Annotated in this window: 13 protein-coding genes; 3 read left to right on the top strand and 10 right to left on the bottom strand. The window is 64.7% G+C overall.

Annotated features, from left to right (window positions below):
- The first annotated feature begins 56 nt into the window (after positions 1 to 56).
- Complete coding sequence (locus DLM46_RS24680) at positions 57 to 1,400, top strand: hemolysin family protein (protein WP_115104991.1); 1,344 nt, start codon at positions 57 to 59, stop codon at positions 1,398 to 1,400.
- Between the two features lie 61 nt (positions 1,401 to 1,461).
- Here the strand turns inward: DLM46_RS24680 and treY are convergent, their stop codons facing one another.
- The 8 genes from treY to DLM46_RS24640 all read right to left on the bottom strand — a co-directional run bounded on the left by treY (position 1,462) and on the right by DLM46_RS24640 (position 20,986).
- Positions 1,462 to 4,320: a malto-oligosyltrehalose synthase gene (treY, locus tag DLM46_RS24675; RefSeq protein ID WP_115104838.1), complete on the bottom strand. Its 2,859-nt coding sequence runs from the start codon at positions 4,318 to 4,320 to the stop codon at positions 1,462 to 1,464.
- Positions 4,317 to 6,512 carry a 4-alpha-glucanotransferase gene (gene malQ, locus DLM46_RS24670; protein WP_244306357.1) on the bottom strand — a complete coding sequence of 732 codons (2,196 nt, stop codon included), beginning with the start codon at positions 6,510 to 6,512 and terminating at the stop codon, positions 4,317 to 4,319. Before malQ ends, treY begins: the two co-directional genes overlap by 4 nt.
- Positions 6,509 to 8,425 (bottom strand): malto-oligosyltrehalose trehalohydrolase, encoded by a 1,917-nt coding sequence (treZ, locus tag DLM46_RS24665; RefSeq protein WP_115104834.1) that lies wholly within the window; start codon positions 8,423 to 8,425, stop codon positions 6,509 to 6,511. Before treZ ends, malQ begins: the two co-directional genes overlap by 4 nt.
- 23 nt (positions 8,426 to 8,448) lie before the next feature.
- On the bottom strand, positions 8,449 to 10,644 hold the full coding sequence (gene glgX / locus DLM46_RS24660; RefSeq protein ID WP_115104832.1) for a glycogen debranching protein GlgX: 2,196 nt from the start codon (positions 10,642 to 10,644) through the stop codon (positions 8,449 to 8,451).
- Between the two features lie 98 nt (positions 10,645 to 10,742).
- Complete coding sequence (gene glgB / locus DLM46_RS24655; protein WP_115104829.1) at positions 10,743 to 12,953, bottom strand: 1,4-alpha-glucan branching protein GlgB; 2,211 nt, start codon at positions 12,951 to 12,953, stop codon at positions 10,743 to 10,745.
- Positions 12,946 to 16,407 (bottom strand): maltose alpha-D-glucosyltransferase, encoded by a 3,462-nt coding sequence (gene treS, locus DLM46_RS24650; protein ID WP_115104827.1) that lies wholly within the window; start codon positions 16,405 to 16,407, stop codon positions 12,946 to 12,948. The genes glgB and treS overlap by 8 nt, the downstream gene beginning before the upstream one ends.
- Positions 16,404 to 19,847 (bottom strand): maltotransferase domain-containing protein, encoded by a 3,444-nt coding sequence (locus DLM46_RS24645; protein WP_115104825.1) that lies wholly within the window; start codon positions 19,845 to 19,847, stop codon positions 16,404 to 16,406. The genes treS and DLM46_RS24645 overlap by 4 nt, the downstream gene beginning before the upstream one ends.
- Before the next feature lie 476 nt (positions 19,848 to 20,323).
- The gene (locus DLM46_RS24640) at positions 20,324 to 20,986 is read right to left on the bottom strand and encodes a DUF1345 domain-containing protein (protein WP_115104823.1); all 663 of its coding nucleotides are present in this window, start codon (positions 20,984 to 20,986) and stop codon (positions 20,324 to 20,326) included.
- A 273-nt stretch (positions 20,987 to 21,259) separates the two neighbouring features.
- Here DLM46_RS24640 and DLM46_RS24635 point away from each other — a divergent pair, with 273 nt between their 5' ends.
- Entirely contained in the window at positions 21,260 to 22,000 is a 741-nt protein-coding gene (locus DLM46_RS24635; protein ID WP_208866322.1) for a metallophosphoesterase, read from the top strand.
- Positions 22,001 to 22,054: 54 nt separating this feature from the next.
- On the opposite strand, the gene DLM46_RS24630 is transcribed toward DLM46_RS24635, so the two are convergent.
- Together DLM46_RS24630 and DLM46_RS24625 are read right to left on the bottom strand one after the other, a co-directional pair.
- Positions 22,055 to 22,756: an RES family NAD+ phosphorylase gene (locus DLM46_RS24630; protein WP_115104821.1), complete on the bottom strand. Its 702-nt coding sequence runs from the start codon at positions 22,754 to 22,756 to the stop codon at positions 22,055 to 22,057.
- Positions 22,753 to 23,190 (bottom strand): MbcA/ParS/Xre antitoxin family protein, encoded by a 438-nt coding sequence (locus DLM46_RS24625; protein ID WP_208866321.1) that lies wholly within the window; start codon positions 23,188 to 23,190, stop codon positions 22,753 to 22,755. Before DLM46_RS24625 ends, DLM46_RS24630 begins: the two co-directional genes overlap by 4 nt.
- A 112-nt stretch (positions 23,191 to 23,302) precedes the next feature.
- On the opposite strand from DLM46_RS24625, the gene DLM46_RS24620 reads away from it, so the two are divergent.
- Complete coding sequence (locus DLM46_RS24620; RefSeq protein WP_115104989.1) at positions 23,303 to 23,896, top strand: hypothetical protein; 594 nt, start codon at positions 23,303 to 23,305, stop codon at positions 23,894 to 23,896.
- Positions 23,897 to 23,949 lie beyond the last annotated feature (53 nt).

The raw sequence follows: 23,949 nt of genomic DNA, 5'->3' as shown, positions 1-23,949 counted from the left end.
TTTCGTCGAGCTTTCACCCTCTATACTGACCACTTTTGTTGCCGGAGCTTGCCGCTTTGATCCAGCTTGTCGCCCTTATTGGTGCGTTGTTTCTCGTTGCCCTCAACGGTTTTTTTGTCGCCGCCGAGTTCGGTCTGGTCAAGCTGCGGCAGACGCGCGTGCAGAGTCTTGCCGTCAAGCACGGCATGCGCGGACGTTTGCTGGCGAAGGTGCATGGCCGGCTCGACGCCTATCTGTCGGCCTGTCAGCTCGGCATTACGCTGGCGTCGCTCGGCTTGGGCTGGATCGGCGAGCCGGCGTTTGCCCAACTGCTCACGCCGCTGTTCAGCCTGGCCGGCGTGGAGTCGGAGAAGCTGATCCACGGTATTTCGCTGTTCTTCGCGTTCTCGTGCATTTCGTTCCTGCACATCGTGGTGGGCGAACTGGCGCCGAAGTCGCTGGCAATTCGCGAAGCGGAGAAGGTATCGCTGTGGGCCGCCACGCCGCTCTACGGCTTTTACTGGGCGATGTATCCGGCGATCTGGGTGCTCAATACCAGCGCCAACGCGGTGCTGAAGCTCGCGGGTCTCGACGCCGGTCACGGCCACGATTCGCACTATTCGACCGACGAACTCAAGCTGATCTTGCGCGGCCGCCATGCCAATGTCGCGACTGGGCTCGGTTCGCCGGATGGCGCCTACAGTCAGGACGAATGGAACACGATCGCGCATTCGCTGGATTTCTCGCGCATGACCGTGTCCGACCTGATGCGGCCTGCTTATGAAATGGTCGGCTTGCGGCGCGATTTGCCGTTGCGCGAGAACATGCAGGTGGTGGCGCGGCATCGCTTCAGCCGTTATCCGTTATTCGAAGACGCAGCTGGCGAGCGCGTGGCCGGCATGATTCACCTGAAGGATCTGCTGCTGGCGCGCCACGCGGGCAGTACGCTCGACGACCTCTCCAAATATGTGCGGCCGGTGCAGTACGTCAAACCGGATACGCCCGCGCTCGAGTTGTTTCGCCGCTTCCGGAAGGGCGCGCCGCATCTCGCGCTGGTCGGACACAAGAACTCGAAGCCGATCGGTTTTCTGACGCTCGACAATCTGCTGGGCGCGCTGGTCGGCCAGATTCATGACGAATTCCGGCAAGGCGACGCCGACTGGTCGCGTATGGACGATGGCACGCTGATGGGCAAGGGCAGCTTGCCGGTGGTGTCGCTGGAGCGCGCGTTGGGGATCGATATCGAGGAGGGCAGGGCCGAATCGGTCGGCGGTCTCGTGATTCAGGCGCTCAATGATCTGCCTGCTGAAGGGCAGAAGGTCGAATTCGATCGTTTCGACGTCGTCGTCAAGAAGATGAAGGGGCCTCGCATTGTGCTCGTGCGGGTGTACCCAAAGGTTTTCGATGATGAAGGAGGGTGACACGGGTTTTTCGTCCGCGCCGCCTGAAATGTCTTTTTGCCTGCCCGCGCAGGCAAAAAACCTAAGCCCTTGGTACTCCATCCTCCACCAGAACAGCCACCGGCATCCCGCCCAACGCATCGCGTAGGAACAGCAATCCGTTCTCATCGACCTTGGGCGCCGCCGGGCTCAGCCAGTCAAACAGAGCCCGCCCAGCCAGATCGGCTGGCATCTCGAGCGCCGTATCGTCCCATTTGGCCGGATCGACCAAAGGCAAATCGCCGTCGTCACCCAGCAATCCAGTAGCGAGCCGGCTGGCAATCACCACAGCCCATGCATTCCCATGCCGCCGCGCAAACGCAATCACCTGCGCCGCATGCTTGCCACTCACGGTCAACGGCAAATAGGTGCTCTGACTCAGCAATTCCGGCAAATGCGCCCGTAGCGCCAACACGCGCTGCACCACCGCTAGCTTCACGCGTCCGTCGCGCCAGCTCGGCAAAAATTCGGACGGCGGCGTCTGCACGAGCCACGCCTCGCGTTTGGCAAAATCCACGGGCCGGCGGTTGTCGGGATCGACCAGGCTGAAGTCCCACAGCTCAGTGCCCTGATAAAGATCGGGAATCCCAGGCGACGCCAGCCTTAGCACCGTCTGCTGCAAGCTATTGAGCGCACCGGCGCGGTCGATCCGAGCCACGAATCCAGACAGCTCGCGCAAGAATCCATCGCGCCGCTGCGGCGCCAGGATGTCGAACAGGAAGTCGCGGCAGCCCGCTTCGTACGCTTCGTCAGGCGTGAGCCAGTTGGTTTGCAGCTTGGTTTCGCGCAACGCCTTCAGTTGCCATTGCGCGACGCGCCCGGCCAAGTCCTTGACGCCAGCTTCATCGTCCGGCGATAGAGCCGGCGGCCAGCAACCTGCCAGCGTCTGATACAGCATTGCTTCGGCGGCGGGGCCGGGCGCCCAGTCGTAGCTCGCATCCTTGCTGACACTGCTGATCGGCGCGCCGTCGAGCGCCCGGCGATGCGGCGTATTCAATGTCGACCACGCGCGCAATGTCGCGTTCCAGTCGTGAGCAATTTCGCTCAACACCGCGAGCCGCGCACGCACGTCTTCGCCGCGTTTGTGATCGTGCGTGGCGGTGGCGAGCATCGCGTGAGGAAAACGCTGCGCACGCTGCAAATTCCCCGCATGAAACTGCTCGACCGACAACGCGAAGTCGCCCGGATCCGAGCCGACTTCGTTGCGCGACAGAAGGCGGCCATAGCGATAGCACGCGGTGTCTTCAATGGCCTTGGCGGCGAGCGGTGCGCTCAGTTGTGAAAAAAGCGTTTGCGCGGTGCGCCGCGCGGAGCCGGCATGAATCGGCGGCGTGCCATTCTGGCCTTGCTGCTGCGCTGTGCCGCCCCGCGCATTCGGCACTTCTTCGGCACTGCCGCCGAGCCATGCGTTCACGCGTTCGAGCACGACGTGGTCCGCGCGCGATAGCGTCTCCTTCGCGCCGGCCAGCGCCTGCTCGAAATAGACGTTATCGGTGGCGCTGCGCAAGCCGTTCTGCGGATAAATCCGATACACCGGAAAATGCACGACCAGCTCGGTCAACACACGCCGCAGCGAGGTGAAGGTGAAGTCGCGCGTCGTCAGAGAATCGCGTGCAATGCGATGCAAGGCACGCGTCGCGCGATCCAGTTCCGCGCAGAGGTTTTCCGTGAGAATCTTGCGCCGTGCGGCTAAGGCCTCGTCCGCAAAACAGGCGCTGCGGCCGGTGAGTTCGGCCCACGTCGCCGCGAGCGGCTCGGCACCGGCCGGATCGTGCAGCAGTGCGCCCATGTCGTTCATGAAGTCGTAGCCGGTCGTGCCGTCCACCGGCCAATCGTCGCGCAACGGCTCGTCACGGCCGAGAATCTTTTCGACGACCACGTAGGGCGCGGTGTCGCGCAACTCAGTGAGGCGCTGCCGCAGACGCTGACAGTACTCGCGCGGCTCAGCGAGGCCGTCGATATGGTCGATCCGCAAACCGTCCACCACACCTTCCTGATACAGACGGAAAATCAGCGCGTGCACGGCTTCGAACACTTCAGGTCGTTCCACGCGCACGCCGGCTAGCGTGGCGATGTCGAAGAAGCGCCGCCAGTTCACTTCATCGGAAGCGGTGCGCCACCACGCCAGGCGGAAGTGCTGCCGTTCGATCAGGCGATGCAGCCTGTCACGCGTGACCGGGTCCTCGGGCGCATACGTTTCGAGCGCGATCTCGATCGCCGAGGCGCCCGGCTGCGCGGCGAACTCGCGCAGCCGGGCGCGGCCTTCGGCGGCGCGGGGTTGATCGGTGGGCTGCGTCGTCAGCCCCTGGAAGCGCTCGGCCAGCGCGGTGAGATCGGCGCGCTCGGCGCTTTGCAGAATCGACGCGTAATCGATCGGGCAAACGGGGAATACGTGCGGACCGTAGCCGATATGGAAGCGCCCGGTATCGGCGGCGAACTGCAGTGCAATGCGGCCCGCCGCGAGTTCCTCGCCGTACGGCGCGCCGAGCGCCGGCGCCAGCACCTTGCCGCGCAAAGCCGGATCGGGCGAATGCCAATCGACGTCGAAATGCCGCGCATACGCGCTGTGCCGGCCCCATTCGAGTATGTCCAGCCACCACGCGTTGCTCGAGCCGCCGACGCCCATATGGTTCGGCACCACGTCGACGATCAGCCCCATGTTGTGCGCGTGCAGCTTGTCGGCGAGGCGCTTGAGGCCGGCCTCGCCGCCGCATTCGGGGCTAACCTGGGTGTAGTCGACGGTGTCGTAGCCGTGCATCGAGCCTGGCTCGGCGGTCGTGATCGGCGACGTGTACAGGTGACTGATGCCGAGCGCGGCGAAGTATTCGACGTGCCTGGCGGCGTCGTCGAAAGTGAAGCCTCGATGGAATTGGAGGCGCAGCGTGGAGCGCGGGACGGTCATGGCGTATCAGGCTCCGAAGAAGTGCGAGTCGTAGAACGGATAACGGCGCTGCGTGCGCGATCGACTGCCAGCAGGCGATCGCAAAACGTCGTGTCCTCGAATAGCGCGTCGATCGGCAAGCTCATGCGGCGGCGCCAGTTCGGATGCTCGTCGATCGAGCCAGGCAGATTCGGCTGCTCGACTTGCGCGAGCAGATCTTCGAGCGGGTAGGTGACGAGCGGCCCAGGCGTCGCGGCGATGAAGGCCAGCGCTTCGTCCACGGGCGCGTTGTCGGGCGGCGGCGCAGCGACGTTGGACGCGGCGACGCCAGCCTGCTGGAACGCGCTCCATAGTTCGGCGCGATCCGCGGCGCGTTCTTCCTGCGCGGCTTCCTCGGGGTCGCGGCCGTCGGCGCGCGCCATCGTCTGGCCGATCCGGTTGCGCCACGCGATATCGCTGCCGCGCCACCAGCCCGCCACGGTCGGAAGATCGTGGGTCGTCGTGGTGCCCACGGCGTTGCGGTCCCATGCGTGCGGCGGCTTGAAACCCTTGTCGTCTTGCCCGCGCTCGAACCAGAGCACGCGAATTCCGGCGATGCCGTGTTCGTCGAGCCGTTCACGAAAGCCGTGCGGCACGGTGCCGAGATCTTCACCGACCACGATCGAACCATGCCGCCACGATTCGAGCGCGATCAGCCGCAGCAGGTCTTCGAGCGGATAGCGCAGATAGGCGCCGTTGCGCGCGCTTTCGCCCTCCGGTACGAGCCACAAGCGCCGCAAGCCGAGAATGTGATCGATGCGGATGCCGCCCGCATGGGCGAACGCGGCGCGCAGCATGTCGATGAATGCGGAGAAGCCCTGCGTGCGCATCGCGCGCGGCGAAAAGGTGGTAAGGCCCCACGCCTGTCCCGCCTGGTTGAACAGGTCGGGCGGCGCGCCGACCGACACGCCTTGCAGCATGTCGTCGCAATACGACCATGCATGGCTGCCGGCGCTGTCGCAACCGACCGCGAGATCGGCGATCAGGCCGACGGCCATGCCTGCGTCGCAAGCCGCGTGCTGAGCGTGCGACAAACCCTTGGCGGCAAGCCATTGCAGGAAGAGATGAAACTCGACTTCATGGCGATGGGCCTCGGCAAACGCTTCGACTTCCGGGCTGCGCGGATCGCGCAATGCTTCGGGCCAGTTGCGCCAGTGACCATTGCCGCCTTTCTGCCCGAGTTGCGCCGCCTGCAACGCTTCGAAACGCGCGTGCTCTTCGAGCGCGCGGCCGGCGCGTTCGCAGAAGCCGTGAAACTCCAGTGCGCGCGGTGCGCCCTGCGCGCGTTCGTGTGCGCAAAAGTTCTCGTACAGCGCGCGCAGTACCTTCAGCTTCAACACGACCGCATTCGGCCAGTCGATCAGCGGCAGGTCTTCGAGCCTCGACCATGCATCGGCCGCTTGCGCCGCGTCGATCGCAGCGCGTGCCGCATCCGCGCCGAACACTGCGGCAGGATCGATATGCGTGACGTTCAGCCACAAACGCGACGATGGCGAATACGGGCTGAAGCGATGCGGCTCCGCGCTGAACATCGCATGTGTCGGACTGACGGCGAGCGCATGCGCGCCGCGCTTCGCGCTTTCGATCGCCAGCTGCGCGAGCGCCGAATAATCGCCGATGCCGCCGTCGCCCGTGCGGCGCAAGCCGTATAACTGCGCCGCGATGCTCCACAGCGGCGGCGTTTGCGCGGAGCCGCCGTGCCGTGTGCGCCATGCGTCGGCAACGGTGTAGCAGCGCGACGGCGCGACGGCCAGCGTCATGCGCTGCTCGTTGATCACGAGCGTGTGATAGCCGGGCTCGCTGATCGGTGTGAGCAAGGCCTCTTCGCCTTTGGGCGCGGTGAAACGGCCGTCGATGATCGAGCCGCTTTCGAGTTCGATCCGATAGTGGCTGTCGGATCTGATCGCGGCGGCAGGCAAGGCGATGCCGCGTTCGACTTCGGCGGTCATCAGCGGCGGCAGTTTGCGTCCGGACAGTTCGGCTTCGAGCGTGGTGGCGCTATGCCGGATCTGCGTGGCGCTGCCGCACGGCAGCCCCATCCGTTCGAGCAGAACGGCGAGCGTATGCTCGGGCACATGCCGCGTCGCATGGTGCGCGTCGCGCCATTCCACCTCGAAGCCGGCGCGCGTGGCGAGGGAGGCGATCGTATCGTTCGGGCGGCGGGTCGGACTCACGCGTTGCGCTCCTGAATACCTGCGATGCGGGCATCGTGGCTGATGGCGTAGTCGCTGACGTCGCCAGTCAGCCATGCGACGAACGCATGCGCGGGCAACACCTTGGTGTCGATCTGTTCGCGCACGCGCGGCGGCGTTTCGAAAATCAACTTGCCGGCGGGCACATCGGCGAACGGGACGTTGTCGCTAGAAAGATTCAGCGCGATCGACAAAGTCTCGCCGTCGCCGAGTTTCCAACGCGCGATCAGCGCATTGGCATCAGCGCCGCTTGGCGCTGTCAACACCGTCGCGCCGAGGGCTTTCGAATGCTTCAGACGCGGCGTGATCAGCTTCGCCCGCACAGCGAGCGCGGATTTGTAGAAATGCATCCATTCGAGGCGCTCTTGTGCGTCTTCCTGTGCGCTCGCCTCAGCAAGCGCGGGCGGCGACGATGCCGCAAACGTCTTCGCATCGTTCGGATCGGGAATCTGCGCGCGGTGCTTCTCGTCGCTGAACGCCGCAAAGCGGGCGAACTCACGGCGGCGTCCTTCACGCACGGCCTCGGCGAGCTCGCCGGTATAGTCGGTGAAAAACAGGAACGGCTGGGTCGAGCCGTATTCCTCGTCCATGAACAGCAACGGGATTTGCGGCGACAACAGCAGCAGGCCGGTCGCGGCGCGTAACGCGTCGTCGGAGGTCAGCTTGCGCAGACGCTCGCCGAACGCGCGATTGCCGATCTGGTCGTGATTCTGCAAGAACATCACGAACGAGGTCGGCGACAGATGTCTGCTCGGTTCGCCACGCGGCGCGCCGTCGTGAATCGGCGACGGGTCGCCCTGATACGCAAAGCCTTCCGACAGCACGCGCGCCAATCGGCGGATCGGCTGGTCCTCGTAGGCGTGGTAGTAGCCTTCGGTTTCGCCGGTCAGCAGAACGTGCAGCGTGTTGTGCGCGTCGTCGTTCCATTGCGCGTCGAAGTGCGTTTCCAGCAGACTCGCGCTGTTGTGTTCGTTTTCCAGCACCAGATGCACGTGGCGTCCGTGCTGCGTCCTCGCGCGAATATGGTCGGACAATTCGCGCAGCCACGTGTGATCGCCGATTGCGTGTACCGCGTCGAAACGCAGGCCGTCGAAGCGATATTCATTGAGCCAGTACACCGCGTTGTCAGTGAAGAAATCGCTGACTTCGGTACGCTCGAAGTCGATCGCCGGACCCCACGGCGTATGGGTGCCGTCGCGGAAAAACGAGCGCGCATACTGGTGCAGATAGTTGCCGTCAGGACCGAAGTGGTTGTAGACCACGTCGAGAAACACCATCAGACCGAGGCCATGCGCTGCGTCGATCAGCGCTTTCAGCTCTTCGGGGCGGCCGTAGGCGGAATCCGGCGCATACGGCAGCACGCCGTCATAGCCCCAATTGTGCTTGCCGGAAAAATCGCTCAATGGCATCAACTCGATTGCGGTCACGCCGAGCGCGACGAACGCCGGCAAGCGCGCCTGCACGCCCGCATAGCCGCCCAGCGTGCCGACGTGCAGTTCGTACAGCACCGTTTCTTCCCACGGCCGGCCATGCCAGTGCGTGTTGTCCCAACGGTAAGCGCGCGGATCGATCACTTCGCTCGGACCATGCACGTCTTGCGGCTGGAAGCGCGACGACGGGTCGGGCACCGCAAGCTTGCCGTCGAGCCGGAAGCGATAGAGCGTACCCGCGCCGCAATCGACGGTCGCTTCGAACCAGCCGTTGCCGCCGGGTGCCATGTCGTGTGCGCCTTGCGCAGGTCCGCTTTCGATTTCCACCTGCGCCGTTGCGCACGAAGGCGCCCAGAAACGAAACCGGGTACGCGGCGTCGTCCCCGCCGCGCCGAGCAACTGTGCGCCGAACGGCAGGCAATGTGCGTGGTGATGCGCGTGAGGATCAATCGGACATTCGGACATGATTTCGTTACCCTTCGGTTTCGCTATCCCGGTTGCGTCCCCGGATCCGGCGGCAGCGCCGTCAATAGCCGCGACCCGTGCTGTGCGCCGGCTTTCCAGCCCGCTTGCCAATCCGCCTCGCCGACCGGTTGCGCCGCCAGCATCACGAGGCTATGCGCGGCGACTTCGAGCTCCGCGACCGCCAACCGATGCGGGGCGCTTTCCGGCTCGGCGGTATCCAGCAGCACGTGCCATTCCAGGTGCGGTGCGGGAGGCGTAAAACGCAGCATTTCCGCCGACGCGTTGAGCATCATCAACAATACTTCCGTTTCGCCGTTCAAGCCCGGGCCGGCGCGCCGCAGCGTAAAGGCGCGGCCTTCCGGGTCCTGCCACGCTTCGATGGTCAGCGGGTCGCCGTTCTCGTCGAACCAGCCGACGTCGAACAGGCCCGGCAACACTTCACGGTCGCCGAACAGAAAGCGCGTCTCGCGCAGCAGCGGATGCTGTTTGCGCAGCGCGATAACCCGCGCGACGAACTCGGTCATCCCGCGGCCTTCCGGCGCCTGCGCGCACTCCCAATCGAGCCATGATAGTTCGTTATCCTGGCAGTACGCATTGTTATTGCCGTTCTGCGTGCGCAGCGATTCGTCGCCGGCCAGCAGCATCGGCGTGCCGAGCGCCATCAGCAGCGTGGCGGTCAGCGAGCGGGTCACGCGTGCGCGGGTTTCGAGAATCTGCGGATCGTCGGTGGGGCCTTCGACGCCCCAATTGCTGCTGCAATTTTCATTGTGACCGTCGTTGTTGTCTTCGCCATTCGCTTCGTTATGCTTGAGCTCGTACGCGGTGATGTCGGCGAGCGTAAAACCGTCATGCGACGCGACAAAATTGATCGATGCCCACGGCTTCCTGAAGCGCCGGTTGAACAGATCGGCCGAGCCGGTCAGACGCGCGGCGAGGTCGGGCCGCAAGCCGGCGTCGCCGCGCCAGAAACGGCGCACGGTGTCGCGGAAACGGTCGTTCCATTCGGCGAATCCCGGCGGGTGATTGCCGAGCTGATAGCCACCCGGGCCGATGTCCCACGGCTCGGAAATCAGCTTGCGTTGCGAGAGGACCGGGTCCTGGCGCAAGGCGTCGAAAAAACCGGAACCCGGATCGAAGCCGTGTTGCTCACGGCCGAGCGTCACGCCGAGATCGAAACGGAAGCCGTCGATGTTGAACGCGGTCGACCAGTAGCGCAGCGAATCCATCACCATTTGCAGGACACGCGGATGCTGCAGGTTCACCGTGTTGCCGCAGCCTGTGTCGTTGATGTTGTGGCGTTCGTCGCCGGGAATCAACCGGTAGTAGCTGGCGTTGTCGAGCCCGCGCCACGACACGGTCGGCCCCATTTCGTTGGCTTCGCAGGTGTGGTTGTAGACCACGTCGAGAATCACTTCGATGCCGGCCGCGTGCAACTGACGCACGGCAATGCGCATTTCGTCGAGCCGGCGCGTGCTCAGATACGACGGCTCCGGCGCAAAGAATGCCGCCGTGTTGTAACCCCAGTAGTTGCGCAGGCCGCGCTCCACCAGAAAGCGGTCGTTCAGAAACGCATGTACCGGCAGCAGTTCGATGGCGGTGACGCCGAGCTTCAGCAGATGCGCGATGAATTCCGGCGAGGCCAGCGCGGCGAACGTACCGCGTTCATGCTGGCGCAAATCGCTGCGCAGCATCGATGTACCGCGCACATGCGCCTCGTAGACGATGGTTTCGCCCCACGGCACATTCGGGCGCCGGTCGTGCGACCAGTCGAATGCTTCGTCGACCACGACGCACTTCGGCATGGCCGGCGCCGAATCGCGCCGGTCGATGGATAGGTCCGCGCGATTCGAATGCACGCGGTGGCTGAACAGCGCATCGGACCAGCGAAACTGCCCAACCAGCTTGCGCGCATAGGGATCGAGCAGCAGCTTGTGCGGATTGAAGCGGTGACCATGTTGCGGCTGATACGGACCGTGAGCGCGAAATCCGTACGCTGTACCGGGATGCGCGTTCGGCAGATAGCCGTGCCAGACCTCGTCGGTGCATTCGGGCAGCATGAAACGCCGGATTTCCTTGCGGCCGGTGGGGTCGAACAGACAAAGCTCGATTTTCTGCGCGTTCGCCGAGAACACCGCAAAGTTGACCCCGAGGCCGTCCCAGCTGGCGCCGAGCGGATAGGGCGAACCGGGCAGAAGTCGGTCGGGCATTGCATGCGACATGGTTCCCCTTCCTTGTTCTGATTTGTGGACGCTGTCGTAAGTCTTCATGCAACGAGCGCGCGACGCATGCGCCGCGCGCTCGCATTACGGCGCATCGGTCAATCCGCGCGCAAAACGATTGTCGCCAGCGGCGGCAAAATCAGTGAAGCGGAATACGGCTTGCCGTGGCTCGCGATTTCCTCGCTGTGAACCAGTCCGCCGTTACCCATGTTCGAGCCGCCATACACGCCGGCATCGGTATTCAGCACTTCGACCCAGCGGCCGCCGTGCGGCATGCCGATCCGGTAACCGACCCGCGGCACCGGCGTCATATTGCAGACCGCCACCAGTTCTCGGCCCGTGCCGTCGCTGCGGCGATAGGCGAATACGCTGTTGCCGCTGTCGTCGCCGATCAGCCATTCGAAGCCGCCGGGTTCGCAGTCGAGTTGGTGCAGCGCCGGCTCCTGGTTGTACAGCTGGTTCAGGTCGCGCACGAGTTTCTGCACGCCGTGATGGTTCGGATCGTCGAGCAGATGCCAATGCGGCGACGTGTCGTGATCGAATTCCGCCATCTGGCCGAATTCGCCGCCCATGAACAGCAGCTTCTTGCCCGGATGCGTCCACATGAAGCCGAAGTACGCGCGCAGATTGGCGAAGCGTTGCCACGTGTCGCCTGGCATCTTGCCGAGCAGCGAGCCCTTGCCGTGCACCACTTCGTCGTGCGAAAGGGGCAGCACGAAGCGCTCCGAGTACGCGTACACCATGCCGAAGGTCATTTCATGGTGATGGTATCGGCGGTGGATCGGGTCTTCGTGCATGTAGTGCAGCGTGTCGTGCATCCAGCCCATGTTCCACTTGAACTGGAAGCCGAGGCCGCCGTCTTCGAGGCGCGCGGTGACGCCGGGCCACGCGGTCGATTCCTCGGCGATCGTCATCGCGCCCGGCACGCCCGGCACATAGCCGACCTCATGATTCAGCCGCTTCAGGAACGCGATCGATTCGAGATTCTCGCGCCCGCCGTAGATGTTCGGCACCCACTCGCCGGCAGCGCGCGAGTAATCGCGATACAGCATCGAGGCGACCGCATCCACCCGCAGGCCGTCGACGTGATAGCGCTTGAGCCACGCCAGCGCGGAGGCGATCAGGAACGCGCTCACCTCGTGGCGGCCGAGGTTGTAGATCATCGTGTTCCAGTCCTGGTGAAAGCCCTCGCGCGGATCGGCGTGCTCGTAGAGCGGCGTGCCGTCGAAGTCGACCAGACCGTGCGCGTCGTTGGGGAAGTGCGCGGGCACCCAGTCGAGAATCACGCCGATATCGGCCTTGTGCGCCGTGTTGACGAACGCGGCGAACTGCTCGGGTTTGCCGAAACGTGCGGACGGCGCGAACTGCCCGAGCGGCTGATAGCCCCACGACCCGCCGAACGGATGTTCGGCGATCGGCATGAATTCGACGTGCGTGAAGCCCATGCTCTTCACGTACGGAATCAGGCGTTCGGCGAGCTCTTCCCAAACGAGACCGCGCTGGCCTTCTTCAACGACGCGCAGCCAGGATTCGGCATGCACTTCGTAGATCGAGATCGGTGCGCGTGCGGTCTGCCTCGCGGCGCGCGACTCGATCCACGCTTTATCGGTCCATTGAAACTGCTCGATCTCGTCGACCTGCGCGACCACCGAGGCGGTGCCGGGCGGCTTTTCCGTTTGCATCGCGCACGGATCGGCCTTCAGCGGCAACGGATGGCCGTCGCGGGCGAGCAACTCGTATTTGTAGCGCGTGCCCACCCCGACGCGCGGCACGAACAATTCCCACACGCCGGCCTGATGGCGCAGCCGCATCGGATGGCGGCGGCCGTCCCACGAATTGAAGTCGCCGACCACCGAGACGCGCCGGGCGTTCGGCGCCCACACGGCGAAGCGCACGCCGGGCACGCCGTCTATTTCCATCGGACGCGCGCCGAGACATTCGAGCACCGCATACGGATCGCCGCCGGCGAGACGCCCCAGCGGTTCGTCGCCAAGCACGGGGCCGAATGAATAGGTGTCTTCGATCTCCTGCACCGCGCCATGCCAGTCGATGCGCAATCGGTACGGCGCGGCGGACGTGACGCGGCCGGCAAACAGCCCGTGCCGCAACTGCTGAAGCTCGCCGAGAGTCGTGCCATTGGCGCGCGCAATCACGCTGACGTGCGCGGCGTTCGGCAGCAACGCGCGCACCACCGGACCGGCGTCCGTGTGATGCAGCCCGAGCTGCGAAAAAGGATCAGGATGACGCGCTTCGACGAGCGCGTCGATATCGAGCGGTTGAAGGCCCGAGGCCGGATCGTGCTCACTCATAATCGCCCTCGGCCGGGTTGGGCTGTGCGTCGGCGCCGGGCGCCTGGTTGGACGAATCGTAGGCCGGCGTGCCGGTGTAGCCAAGCAAACGGCTGGTGAGCGCGGCGAGGCCGCGTACCGGCAAACCGAGCCACGTCGGACGATTGGCCGCTTCGTAACGGATTTCGTACGCGGCCTTCTCGATCAGGAACAGATCGAGCAAGCCCTGTTCCGATTCCGCGGTGGCCAGCGGCGAGTCCGCGGCGGCGATCGCGGCGCGGTATTCCTTCAGGAACGTTTCCGCCGCGCTCGCGCGGAAACGCTCGAACAGCACACGCTTGCGATCGGCGGTTTGCTGCGGTGCGCTTTCCATCGTCGACTGCGCCGCCGCGCTGGCGTACGACAGCGAGCGCAGCAAACCGGCCACGTCGCGCCACGGGTTCGATTTCTGACGCCGCTCTTCGAGCGTACGGGCAGGCTCGCCTTCGAAGTCGATCAGATACGCGTCGCCCTGCGCGACCAGCACCTGACCCAGATGGAAGTCGCCGTGAATGCGGATGCGCAAGGCGCCTGCGTCGGCCGGCACGAGCTTGTCGACGGCTTCGATGAGTGCCGCGCGGCGGTCCATCAGGCTTTGTGTCAGCGCCTGGGTTTCCGGGTCGGTCATTTGATCGATGCGCTGCGCGAGCAGATCGAGCGCGGCGGCGAGCATTGCTTGCGTGCCGTCGACCCACGCCTTCACCTGTTCGGCGTCGGCACGTTCCGGTACGAAGGCCGGGTCGTCGGTAGGCGAGGCGAGCGCCACGTGCAACTCGCCGAGGCGCTTGCCGATGGTGCCGGCCAGCGTGCTATAGCCTTCCACCAGAATCGCTTCGTTATCGCGATCGGGCGACTGCGCATCCCCATCGACGGCAAGCGCCAGCTCGTCGACCGAGCGGCGCAGGAAGTCGAGCGACCAGTTCCAGGCGTCGCCCTGATTGTCGATATAGCCTTGCAGGATCGCCAGCGTGTGCGGCACGCCTTCGGGATCGACGCGCACCACTTCGCCATACAGCGGCGCGGTGTTGGCGTAGCCGAGCTGGGTCAGATAGCGGCTGATTTCCGCCTCCGGATGAATGCCGCTCACGAGGCGCCGCACCAGCTTCAGCACGGCGGCATCGGCGATGATCAGCGAACTGTTGCTCTGCTCGGCGGCGAGCCAGCGAACGTCGGGCCGTTCGCCCAGATGCTCGAGTTCGGCGAAACGCTCGGTCGGGATGAACCTGATTTCGCTCTTCTGCACCGTCGGAATGACCGCGCGTTCGCGCAACTTGCGCAGCACGCCGTGCGCGAAGATCGGCAGTGCGAATGCGTCGGTCAGGTGGCCGACGTTGCGGCCGCGGCGCACGCGCGCGAGCGCCAGCTGGATGAACAGCGGCGTGGTGGTTTCGCCGCCCCACGTGATCGCGATCGGCACCACGTAGCGCTCGGTGTGATCGCCCACGTCCGCTTCGATTTCGGTGAACGCGAAGCCGCCATTCGGAATCGTGGTCAGCGCGGCGAGGCGCACGGCGTGCATCTTCTGATCCTTCGATGCAAACCAGCGGCGCCGGCTCAGCCATGACGGCAGCACTTCGGATTCCAGCAGACGGACATTCTCAGGCGTCGGGCCGGCCTGGCCCTCGCGGATCACGATCGTGACGAATTCGGGCAGCGGTTCGGAATGCGCTTGCGCCCACGTCGGACGCTGGCTGCCTTCGCACAGCATGAACCACAGAAAGCCGTACGGCGGGAAGGTCAGCAGATAGGTGAGCTGGCCGATCGCCGGGAACACGGAATCCGCCGTCATTTCGATCGGCATCGAGCCGTTGAATTCCGACAGGTCGAGTTCCACCGCTTGCGGTGCGCGCGACAGGTTCGCCACGCACAGGATCGGCGCTTCACCCGGCATCTCGCGCAGGTACGCGAGAATCTTGCGGTTTTCCGGCTTCAGGAAGCGGATCGTGCCGCGTCCGAAGGTTTGTTTTGCGCGGCGCGTGGCGAGCATGCGCCGCGTCCAGTTCAGCAGCGAATGCGGATCGCGGCTTTGTGCTTCGACGTTGACCGCGTCGAAGCCGTACAGCGAACCCATCACCGGCGGCAGCACCAGTTGCTCGGGATCGGCGCGCGAGAACCCGCCGTTGCGATCCGACGACCATTGCATCGGCGTGCGTACGCCGTCGCGGTCGCCGAGGTGGATGTTGTCGCCCATGCCGAGTTCGTCGCCGTAATAGATCACGGGCGTGCCGGGCATCGACAGCAGCAGCGAATTGATCAGCTCGATGCGGCGGCGGTCGCGTTCCATCAGCGGCGCGAGGCGGCGGCGAATGCCGAGATTCAGGCGCGCGCGGCGGTCGCTCGCATACGTGTTCCACAGATAATCGCGCTCCGAATCGGTGACCATTTCGAGCGTCAGCTCATCGTGATTACGCAGGAAAATCGCCCATTGGTTCGTTTCGGCGAGGTCCGGCGTCTGCCGCATGATGTCGGTGATCGGGAAGCGGTCTTCGCTTGCGATCGACATGTAGATGCGCGGCATCAGCGGGAAGTGGAATGCCATGTGGCATTCGTCTTCGTCGCCGAAATACTCTTTCACGTCTTCCGGCCACTGGTTCGCTTCGGCGAGCAGCATCCGGTTCGGATATTCGGCGTCGATGGTCGCGCGGATTTTCTTCAGCACCGCGTGCGTTTCCGGCAGGTTCTCGTTGTTGGTGCCTTCGCGTTCGACCAGATACGGCACCGCATCGAGCCGCAGCCCGTCGATCCCCATATCGAGCCAGAAGCGCATCACCTGCAGCACCTCGCGCAGCACGGCGGGGTTGTCGAAATTCAGATCGGGCTGGTGCGAATAGAAACGGTGCCAGAAATAAGCGCCCGCAACCGGGTCGTGCGTCCAGTTCGACGGCTCCGAATCGATAAAGATGATCCGTGTCTCCTGGTACTTCTGATCGGTGTCCGACCACACGTAGTAGTTGCGATGATTCGAGCCCGGTTTCGCACGCCGCGCGCGCTGAAACCACGGGTGCTGATCCGACGTGTGGTTGATCACCAGTTCGGAAATCACGCGGATGCCGCGCGCATGCGCTTCCTGAATGAAGCGCTTCACGTCGGCGAGCTGGCCGTAGTCGGGGTGCACGTTGCGGTAATCGGCGATGTCGTAGCCGTCGTCGCGCCGCGGCGAAGGGTAGAACGGCAGCAGCCAGATCGCGTTCACGCCGAGTTCGGCGATGTAATCGAGCTTCGCGATCAAGCCCGGAAAGTCGCCCACGCCGTCGTTGTTCGCGTCGAAGAACGACTTGATGTGCACCTGATAAATGATCGCGTCTTTGTACCAGAGCGGGTCGTCGCTGAGGGCGGCGGGTTTGCCGCGCCGCCCCGTCCGCACTTTCGCCGTGTTGCCGGTGGCGGTGCTCGTATGGGCTTGCGACGTGGTCGGGGCTGGATCGTCACGCTTCATATCGCACCTTCCGTTGGGGTTGGGTTGCCAGCGTCGTCTGCGTGATAGCCGCTGTCGGCATCGTCCGGGCGGTCGGCGGGCAGGCCGCCGAGCGGCGCGATGCGCCATATCGAGAAGGGCTGGCCCGAACCGAGCTGCACGTGCTGCCAGCGGCCATGCCATTCGAAGCGCGCGCCGGTCATCTGATCGGTCACTTCCAGCGCGCCGTGGTCGTGCAGATGCCATCGTTGGAAAGTGTCCCACGACAATTCGATGTCGGCACCCTGTTCGTTGAACGGGTCGAGGTTGATCGCGACAAGGATCACGTTGTCGCGTGCTTCAGTCGCTTTTTCGAAGAACAGCACGTTGTGGTTGTGCGCGGGCAGGAACGTGAGACCGAGGTGCGTTTGCAGCGCCGGATTCGCGCGGCGGATCCGGTTCAACGCGCTGATCTCGCCGACGATGTTGCCGGGCCGGTGCCAGTCCCATGCGCGCAGCTGATACTTCTCGGAGTCGAGATATTCCTCGCTGTTGGGCAGCGCAGTTGCCTCGCACAACTCGAAGCCGCAGTACACGCCCCACGAACCGGCGAGGGTCGCCGCCAGGGCCGCGCGAATCAGAAAGCCCGAACGCCCTGACGACTGCAAATGACGTGGATTGATGTCCGGCGTATTGACGAAGAAGTTCGGCCGATAAAAATCACGCGCATTGGTTTGCGTGAGTTCGGTCATGTACTCGATGAAATCGCGCTTCGATTCGCGCCACGTGAAATAGGTGTACGACTGCGAGAAGCCGATCTTGCCGAGACGGTTCATCATGCGCGGCCGCGTGAATGCTTCGGCGAGAAAGATCGTGTCGGGATAACGCGAGCGGACGTCGTCGATCATCCACTCCCAGAACGGCAGCGGCTTGGTGTGCGGATTGTCGACGCGGAAAATGTGCACGCCCGCTTCGATCCAGAACAGGATCACGTCGCGCAACGCGAGCCACAAGTCGGGCTTGGCGTCGTGCGCAAAGAAGTCCGGATTGACGATGTCCTGGTACTTCTTCGGCGGATTTTCCGCGTAACGCAGCGTGCCGTCGGGACGCCAGGCGAACCACGTCGGATGCTCTGTCAGCCACGGATGATCGGGCGAGCACTGGATCGCGAAGTCGAGCGCGATTTCGAGGCCGTGCGCGTGCGCGGCGGCCAGCATTGTCTTGAAGTCGCCCAGCGTGCCGAGTTGCGGATGCACGGCAGTGTGGCCGCCTTCCGCCGCGCCGATCGCATACGGGCTGCCGAAGTCGCCCGGCTGCGCATTCAGCGTGTTGTTGCGGCCTTTGCGGTTGACGCGGCCGATCGGGTGAATCGGCGGGAAGTACAGCACGTCGAAACCCATGTCGCGCACGCGCGGCAGCTTCGTGATCACATCGGCGAAGGTGCCGTGGCGCGATTCGTCGTCGCTCATCGAACGCGGGAAGATCTCATACCAGCTCGCGAAGCGCGCGGCGGTGCGCTCGGCCTCGATCTTGTAGACGATCGGATCGCGGCTCATGAACGGGCGGTGCCGCGCCGCCGTCATCGCCTTCGCCGTGCCCGGCGCGAGGATCAGCGCGAGCTTCGCGTCGGGCCCGGCCTTGGCGAAGTCCTTGACGATCTGTTCGAGCGGCCTGGTCACGGCGCCTCCAGACGTTTCGACCTCGGCGAGCACCAGCGCGAACAGGTGCGCGGCTTCTTCGAGTTCGATCTCGACGGTTTGGCCGGCCTTCAGCTTCTTCTCGATGTGCTCGACCAGCGACGCGAAGTCGTCGCGCCACGCAATCACGGTGAACTCGTGGCGGCCGAGGCGTTCGAGCGGAATGCGCGCCCGCCAGAGGTCGAGGCCGGCCGGCGGCGCGGGGACCATCGGCACTTCGTGCCATGCGGTTTCGTCGGCGGCGCGCCAGATCACGGCGGCAGCGATCTTGTCGTGACCTTCGGCGAAGATCGCCGCGCCGATCTCGACGCGCTCGCCCACCGTGCGCTTGACTGGAAAGCGCCCGTTATCGACCGAGGGCGTCACGCTTTCGATCGCCACGCGCGGCGCGGCGATCGCGTCCATGACGGTCTTGTGGCCGCTGAGCTTGCTGCTCGCCTTGTCGATCGGCGGCGCGAGACGGATCGGCTTCTCGGCCACCGCGCGGAACAGGCGGATCGCGCCGGGCTCGAGCGCGAACGGCGTCAATCCGGCGGGTGCGGCATGGCCTGGCGCTTCGAGAGGCACGAAGCGCGTGAAGTTGCCCGGCACGCCGCCGAGGAAGCGCGCCGGATCGACGCGCACCGGCGCGCCGAGTTCGGGATTGATGGCGATCAGGATGGCTTCGCCGGCGTTGCGCAGGTCGGGGTTGTCGGCGCGCAGCAGCAGCGCCGCGGGTGCGCCCGGACCGCTGAGCGGACGCAATTCGCCGTTGGCCTGCAGTGCCTTCGTATTGCGCACCATCGCGTTCGCCAGCGCGATCTGATCCGAGAGGTCGAATTGCTTCGACCGGCAGGCGAGGGCATATTGCGAGGCGTTGCCGTGCGTTTGCCAGATCGGCTCCGTCACCCCGTATTCGAAGCCCATGGGCATCATCCAGCCGGCGCCGGTCGAGGCCGCCGTGAACAGCGCGCGCCGGTAAGCCCGTTCGACGATGGCGGCGTCGTGCGCATCGTTCAGGTCGGCGGCGAGCCGCTTGCCGTAAGGCGCTTCGGGAAACGCGACAGGTGCGCCGACGTGCGCGAGCGCCGCATGCTCCTCGACCATCCAGCCGGCGCGGAAGTCCCACCAGCGCACCGACGAGAACACGCTGTCGAAGCCCGCGCCTTCAAGGCCGTGCAGGTCGCCACGCGTGAGACCCGGCGTCGCGGCGAGGAAGCGTACGTCCGGATGCCGCGTGCGCACCGCCTCGCCGAGTTGCCTCCAGACCGCGGCCGGCACGCGGTGCGGCGAATCGAAACGGAAGCCGTCGACGCCCGCCTCGGCCAGCGCCAGCAGTTGACGCGTCCACCAGCCGGCTAGCGCTGCACTGCTGCCGGCGTCGTTGAAGTTCGCATAGGCGACGTTGTCCTCGCGATGCGCATGGCGTGGATCGAGCCGCGCCTGTTCGGATTCGAACGGATGGAACCAGCCGGGATGTTCGGCGTACAGCGCGCCATCGGCGGCCATCCGGTCGATCACGAGGTCGACCAGCAAGGTCAAACCGTTCTGACGGGCGGCATCCGCGAGCGTCCTGATAGCCGCGGTGGCCGGTTGCTGCGTCTCGAACACTGGATGCACCTGGCCGTGATTGCCGACCACCTGTCCGTGTCCCGCCCGGCCCGGCTCGAAGAGGCTGCCGATCAGCGCGTGATCGAAGCCCAGCGCGGCTGCGTGAGCGAATTGCGCAGGCCAGGCATCGAGCGGCCCAACGAGGAGTGAATGAAAAAAGTAGATCCGCGGCGCATACCCGTTTGGAGATTCCATCGGTCTTTTCCAGATTCGTCCTGCTGCGGTGTGGATGCAATTGACATGCGATCACAGCGCTCATTGGGCTTCCAGAGCCGGCTGCCGCGCGATGCGTGAAGCGAGCGCGCGTACTGGTCAATGTAGTGCAAAGATCGTCACGCCGCTTGCCAGTAACAGGTGTTTTGACGCTAGCGGCCGATTGCACGGGGGGCCCGATCGCTCGACAATACACACGGCAAATCGCAGCAAACGCTGTGCCAGCGAGTTTTGGACCGGGCGCAAGGGCGCGAAGCGTGCGCCCGAAGGGTGGGGCGCAGCGGGGATGGCGGGGGGCGGCTAGCGGGCTCAAGCGGGCCGAGCGGGTTCAAGCGGGGTCAATCAGGCCCAAGCGGGCAGCATAGGCTGCGTCGTGTAAAACGGGCGGGCGTTGTCCGGGTTTTACACGCGTCTTGCAGAAGTCGGCGCGGTGACCGCAAGCAGGTGAAGCGGCGGCGTCACGAGCCGAGCAAGCCCGCCGCGATGTTCACGCACAAGCCGAGCACGGCCACGTTGAAGTAGAACGAAAGAATCGATTGCGCGAGCGCTGCGCGGCGAATCGAACGCGAGCGCAGCACCACGTCGGAGGTTTGCGAGGCCACCGCGATCGTGAACGAGAAGTACATGAAGTCCCAGTAGTCGGGCTGGAGCTTGTGGTCGGGGAACAGGAGCGGCGTCTCCTGCGCGTCGGGGTCGTAATACAGGCGCGCGTAATGCAGCGTGAAAATGGTCGGGATCATGAACCATGCGCCGAACATCGTGAGGCCGGTCAGCAGGTAGTGCCATACGGTCGAAACGCCGGCCGTGCCCTTCGCCGAGACCAGTTCGAGCACGATGGCGGCAACGCTGGCGATGGTCGCGACGCAGATCACGAACAGCACCACACCCGCGTTTTCGTCATCGCGTAGAGCGAACTCGCGGACCTGGCCTTCGTCTGCGGCGCCCATGTGTATCCAGATCAGGAGGAGATAGCTCCATACGGCCGCGTCCCAGCCCATCAGGCCGCGCACCACGGGGCGTGTGTGTTCGGGCACCACCAGTGCGGCGACGATGCCAATGGCGAGACCAATCAGCAGGCGCGGACGATTGCGAAAAACTTTCGGGTAGTATTTTGTGAGCATCGGAACGGGAGAGTCGAGCCTTCTGGGTGTGTCGCGGATTCTACCCGCGGCATCGGGCATCATTTGTCGAATGAGCAAGTCACGGGCAGCCGGCAGTGACCGTAGACCAGGCGGCAAATTTGTCTTCTTAGCAACAATGACCGCGTACGCGGCGTATTTCCGGCAAACCCTGCCGGGAATGCGCCGTTTTCGCGACGATTGCGCCGCGTACGGCGCCCGGAAAAGATAGGAAGCGCGCATACGCATCCGCGCGTGCCGCACTATCATGGTCGAATGGAATCCGTCCTCGTCACTCCCGTCCAGCATCATGCGGTCAATCTGAGCGGCCGCGACTTTATCGTCGGCGATCTGCATGGCTGCATGGATGCGCTGCGCTATCTGCTGCGCGACATCGCTTTCGATCCCGCGCACGACCGGTTGTTTTCGGTCGGCGATCTGGTGGACCGCGGCGAGCATTCCGAACAGGCGCTGGCTTTGCTCGACAAGCCGTGGTTCTATGCCGTGCTCGGCAATCACGAAGACACGTTATGCGCTGTCGCCGACGGGCGCTTGCGGCGGCAATGGTGGTACGGGATTGGCGGGTCGTGGGCGGCTGAGGTGTCCGACGAACGGCTGCAGCGCTACGCGGAACGTCTGCGGACGCTGCCGCTCGTGCGCGTGGTGGGCAGCGGAAAAGAGCGCTTCAATATTCTGCATGCCGAATTTTTCGGCACGGACGCCGATCTCGACGCCGCGAATTTTTCCGCAGACGTGCGCCAGCAATTGCTGTGGGGCCGCGATCTGGCGATCGGCAATGGCGATCCAGGGCGGCAGCGCGGACTCTCGCTGACCTACTGCGGTCACACGCCGATGCGCGACATCCAGCAGATCGGCTCGCAGGTGTTCATCGATACCGGCGCATTCGGGCCCGGCGGCAAGCTAACGATTGTCGAGCCTCACCGGTTGCGGCGCTGGTCGATCTCGGTCGAAGCGGCGCGCGCGGACGGCGCGGCGGCGCTGGCTTTGCCTTCCTGAGGACGGTCATCCTCCGTTTTTCGCTGCCTGGCGGCGCTTCTCCGCGCGGGTCGGTCAGCCGACCTGGTTGAGTTCGAACACCATATCGACGCTCTTGCCGTTCCAGTTGTATTCCAGATAAGCCGCGTGATGGCAGTCGCGCAGCAGCGTCGTTCTGAAGGCGGCGAGACATTCGCCGTCGTCGTCCCGCACCGACGGATACACGATGCCCGGCGCACCGGCTTCGCGCACGGCGCAGCCGAGCGTCTGTCCTGCAAGGTAGTCGTCGGGCGACAGCACCGCGCGATCGAGCGACGGGTCGCTGCGGATGTCGACCACCTCGCCTTGCGCCAGCACCGTGTACAGACGCATCTGCTGACGCATTGGCGGCTCGGCGGTGGCCTCCAGAAACTTGCCGGTGTGATAGCGCGTTTCCGCGATCGCGGTGGCGCGCGAGCGGGCGCAATAGAACACGCCGTAGCTGCCGTCCGAGAAGCGGCTGCCGAGCGGATTCAGGTGGGTGAGCGCGGCCATGATCGGCCCGTAACCCGGCCCGAAGCGGCGCTCTTCGCGCGGCACCAGATCGAGTTCGCCGACTTCGGTGCGCAGACGGTCGTTGGTCAATGCTTCGAGCGCGTAGAGCGCGTCGAAATCTTCCGGCGAAGCAACCCGGTCGAATAGATTGACGGCCGGAAAGCGCGTAGGAATCACGCGATACGCGGGCGACCAGTCGAGCGGCGCGGTGCGCCAGCGGTCCTGCCAATACGGTTCTGTCACGCCCAGCCGCCTCGCATCGCGTCGAGATACTGGCGCACGGCGACGAGATCGCTGATGTTGCCGGCCAGCATGCGGTCGAGCGCGCGCCGGCCGCCGAACGGCGGCGCGCTGTTGGGGCGCTTGATCCACGCATCGGCGGCGCTGGGCTGCGGCAGCAGAATCTGCAACGCCTTATAAATGCCGAGCAGCAGCGACAGCCGTTCGAGCGTGTCGCGCCCGACGCGGGCCGTTTCCGGCGCGGCCTTCCATTTGAAGAAGGTGGAGCGGCCGGGCGAGCCGAGCAACACGATCTGCTCGTCGGCGCTCAGGTCCCAATCGCGCGCGATATTGAAGAATGCACGCAGGCCCGCCGCGGACATTTCCGTCAGCGTGGGATCCGACGCAGGCCGGCGAATCGGCGGTTCGGACTGGGGGATGCGGGCAGCGTGAGACATAGGTGCGTGAGTCCTTTTTTGTACTTGTTTTTAATATTAGTCCAATTATGGATTATTGCAAGAGAATATAATCCCGGCTCGTTACGAAGCCGAAGATCAGGAGAAGCCGGAGATGTGGGTTAGAGCAGTAGCAACGGCGGTGGCCGTGTGGTGTGTGTCTGGTGCGGCAATGGCTGCCGGGTATGCCGAAGTATGGAATCCGCCCGAGGCCACCGGACATGCCGCGAAGCACGCAAAGAAAACGGCCGATGGGCCGAAGGCCAAGTCCGCAACTGGCGCGAAGGCGGCACCGAAGCATGTGGCGAACAGCCAGCATGCGGCGCAGCGGGTTGCGCTGGCGTCGAAGAACGGGGCGAAGCCTGCGCATGGCAGCGTGAAGAAAGTCACGGGCAAAGGGGTGGTCAATGGCGTAGCCAAGGGGGCAGATAAGGGTGCAGCTAAAGGATCGCTCAAGGGCGCGGTGAAGCCGAAGCCCGCCTTCGTGGTGCAGGCCAGGAAATCGCGGCCGCAAATAGCGCAGGCGAAGGCCGGTCAGTCCAGAACGGTGCATGCCGCGGTTGCTCAAGGCACCGCTCATCCCCGCGCGATCAAGGTTGCCGCGAAAACCGACACAGCCAAGCCGGCCGTATCGACCGTTTCTCAAGCGAACGTTACGACCAATCCCGCTTTGGCCAGCAGTGGTTCGCTGCCGCCGATTCTTCACTGACCCCGCTCTCAGGCCGCGCGCTTGCGTCTGGCGTGTGTCTGGTTTTGCCACCC

The organism is Paraburkholderia lacunae (genome assembly GCF_003353175.1).
GTDB classification, from domain to species: domain Bacteria; phylum Pseudomonadota; class Gammaproteobacteria; order Burkholderiales; family Burkholderiaceae; genus Paraburkholderia; species Paraburkholderia lacunae.
This window is presented reverse-complemented; position numbering and strand designations above follow the sequence as displayed.

Bases quoted from the DNA above. Each gene is read 5' to 3' on its own strand.
- treY (WP_115104838.1), bottom strand. From the start codon at position 4,320: ATGACCGTCCCGCGCTCCACGCTGCGCCTCCAATTCCATCGAGGCTTC.
- treZ (WP_115104834.1), bottom strand. From the start codon at position 8,425: ATGTCCGAATGTCCGATTGATCCTCACGCGCATCACCACGCACATTGC.
- glgX (WP_115104832.1), bottom strand. From the start codon at position 10,644: ATGTCGCATGCAATGCCCGACCGACTTCTGCCCGGTTCGCCCTATCCG.
- glgB (WP_115104829.1), bottom strand. From the start codon at position 12,953: ATGAGTGAGCACGATCCGGCCTCGGGCCTTCAACCGCTCGATATCGAC.
- treS (WP_115104827.1), bottom strand. From the start codon at position 16,407: ATGAAGCGTGACGATCCAGCCCCGACCACGTCGCAAGCCCATACGAGC.
- DLM46_RS24645 (WP_115104825.1), bottom strand. From the start codon at position 19,847: ATGGAATCTCCAAACGGGTATGCGCCGCGGATCTACTTTTTTCATTCA.
- DLM46_RS24640 (WP_115104823.1), bottom strand. From the start codon at position 20,986: ATGCTCACAAAATACTACCCGAAAGTTTTTCGCAATCGTCCGCGCCTG.
- DLM46_RS24635 (WP_208866322.1), top strand. From the start codon at position 21,260: ATGGAATCCGTCCTCGTCACTCCCGTCCAGCATCATGCGGTCAATCTG.
- DLM46_RS24625 (WP_208866321.1), bottom strand. From the start codon at position 23,190: ATGTCTCACGCTGCCCGCATCCCCCAGTCCGAACCGCCGATTCGCCGG.
- DLM46_RS24620 (WP_115104989.1), top strand. From the start codon at position 23,303: ATGTGGGTTAGAGCAGTAGCAACGGCGGTGGCCGTGTGGTGTGTGTCT.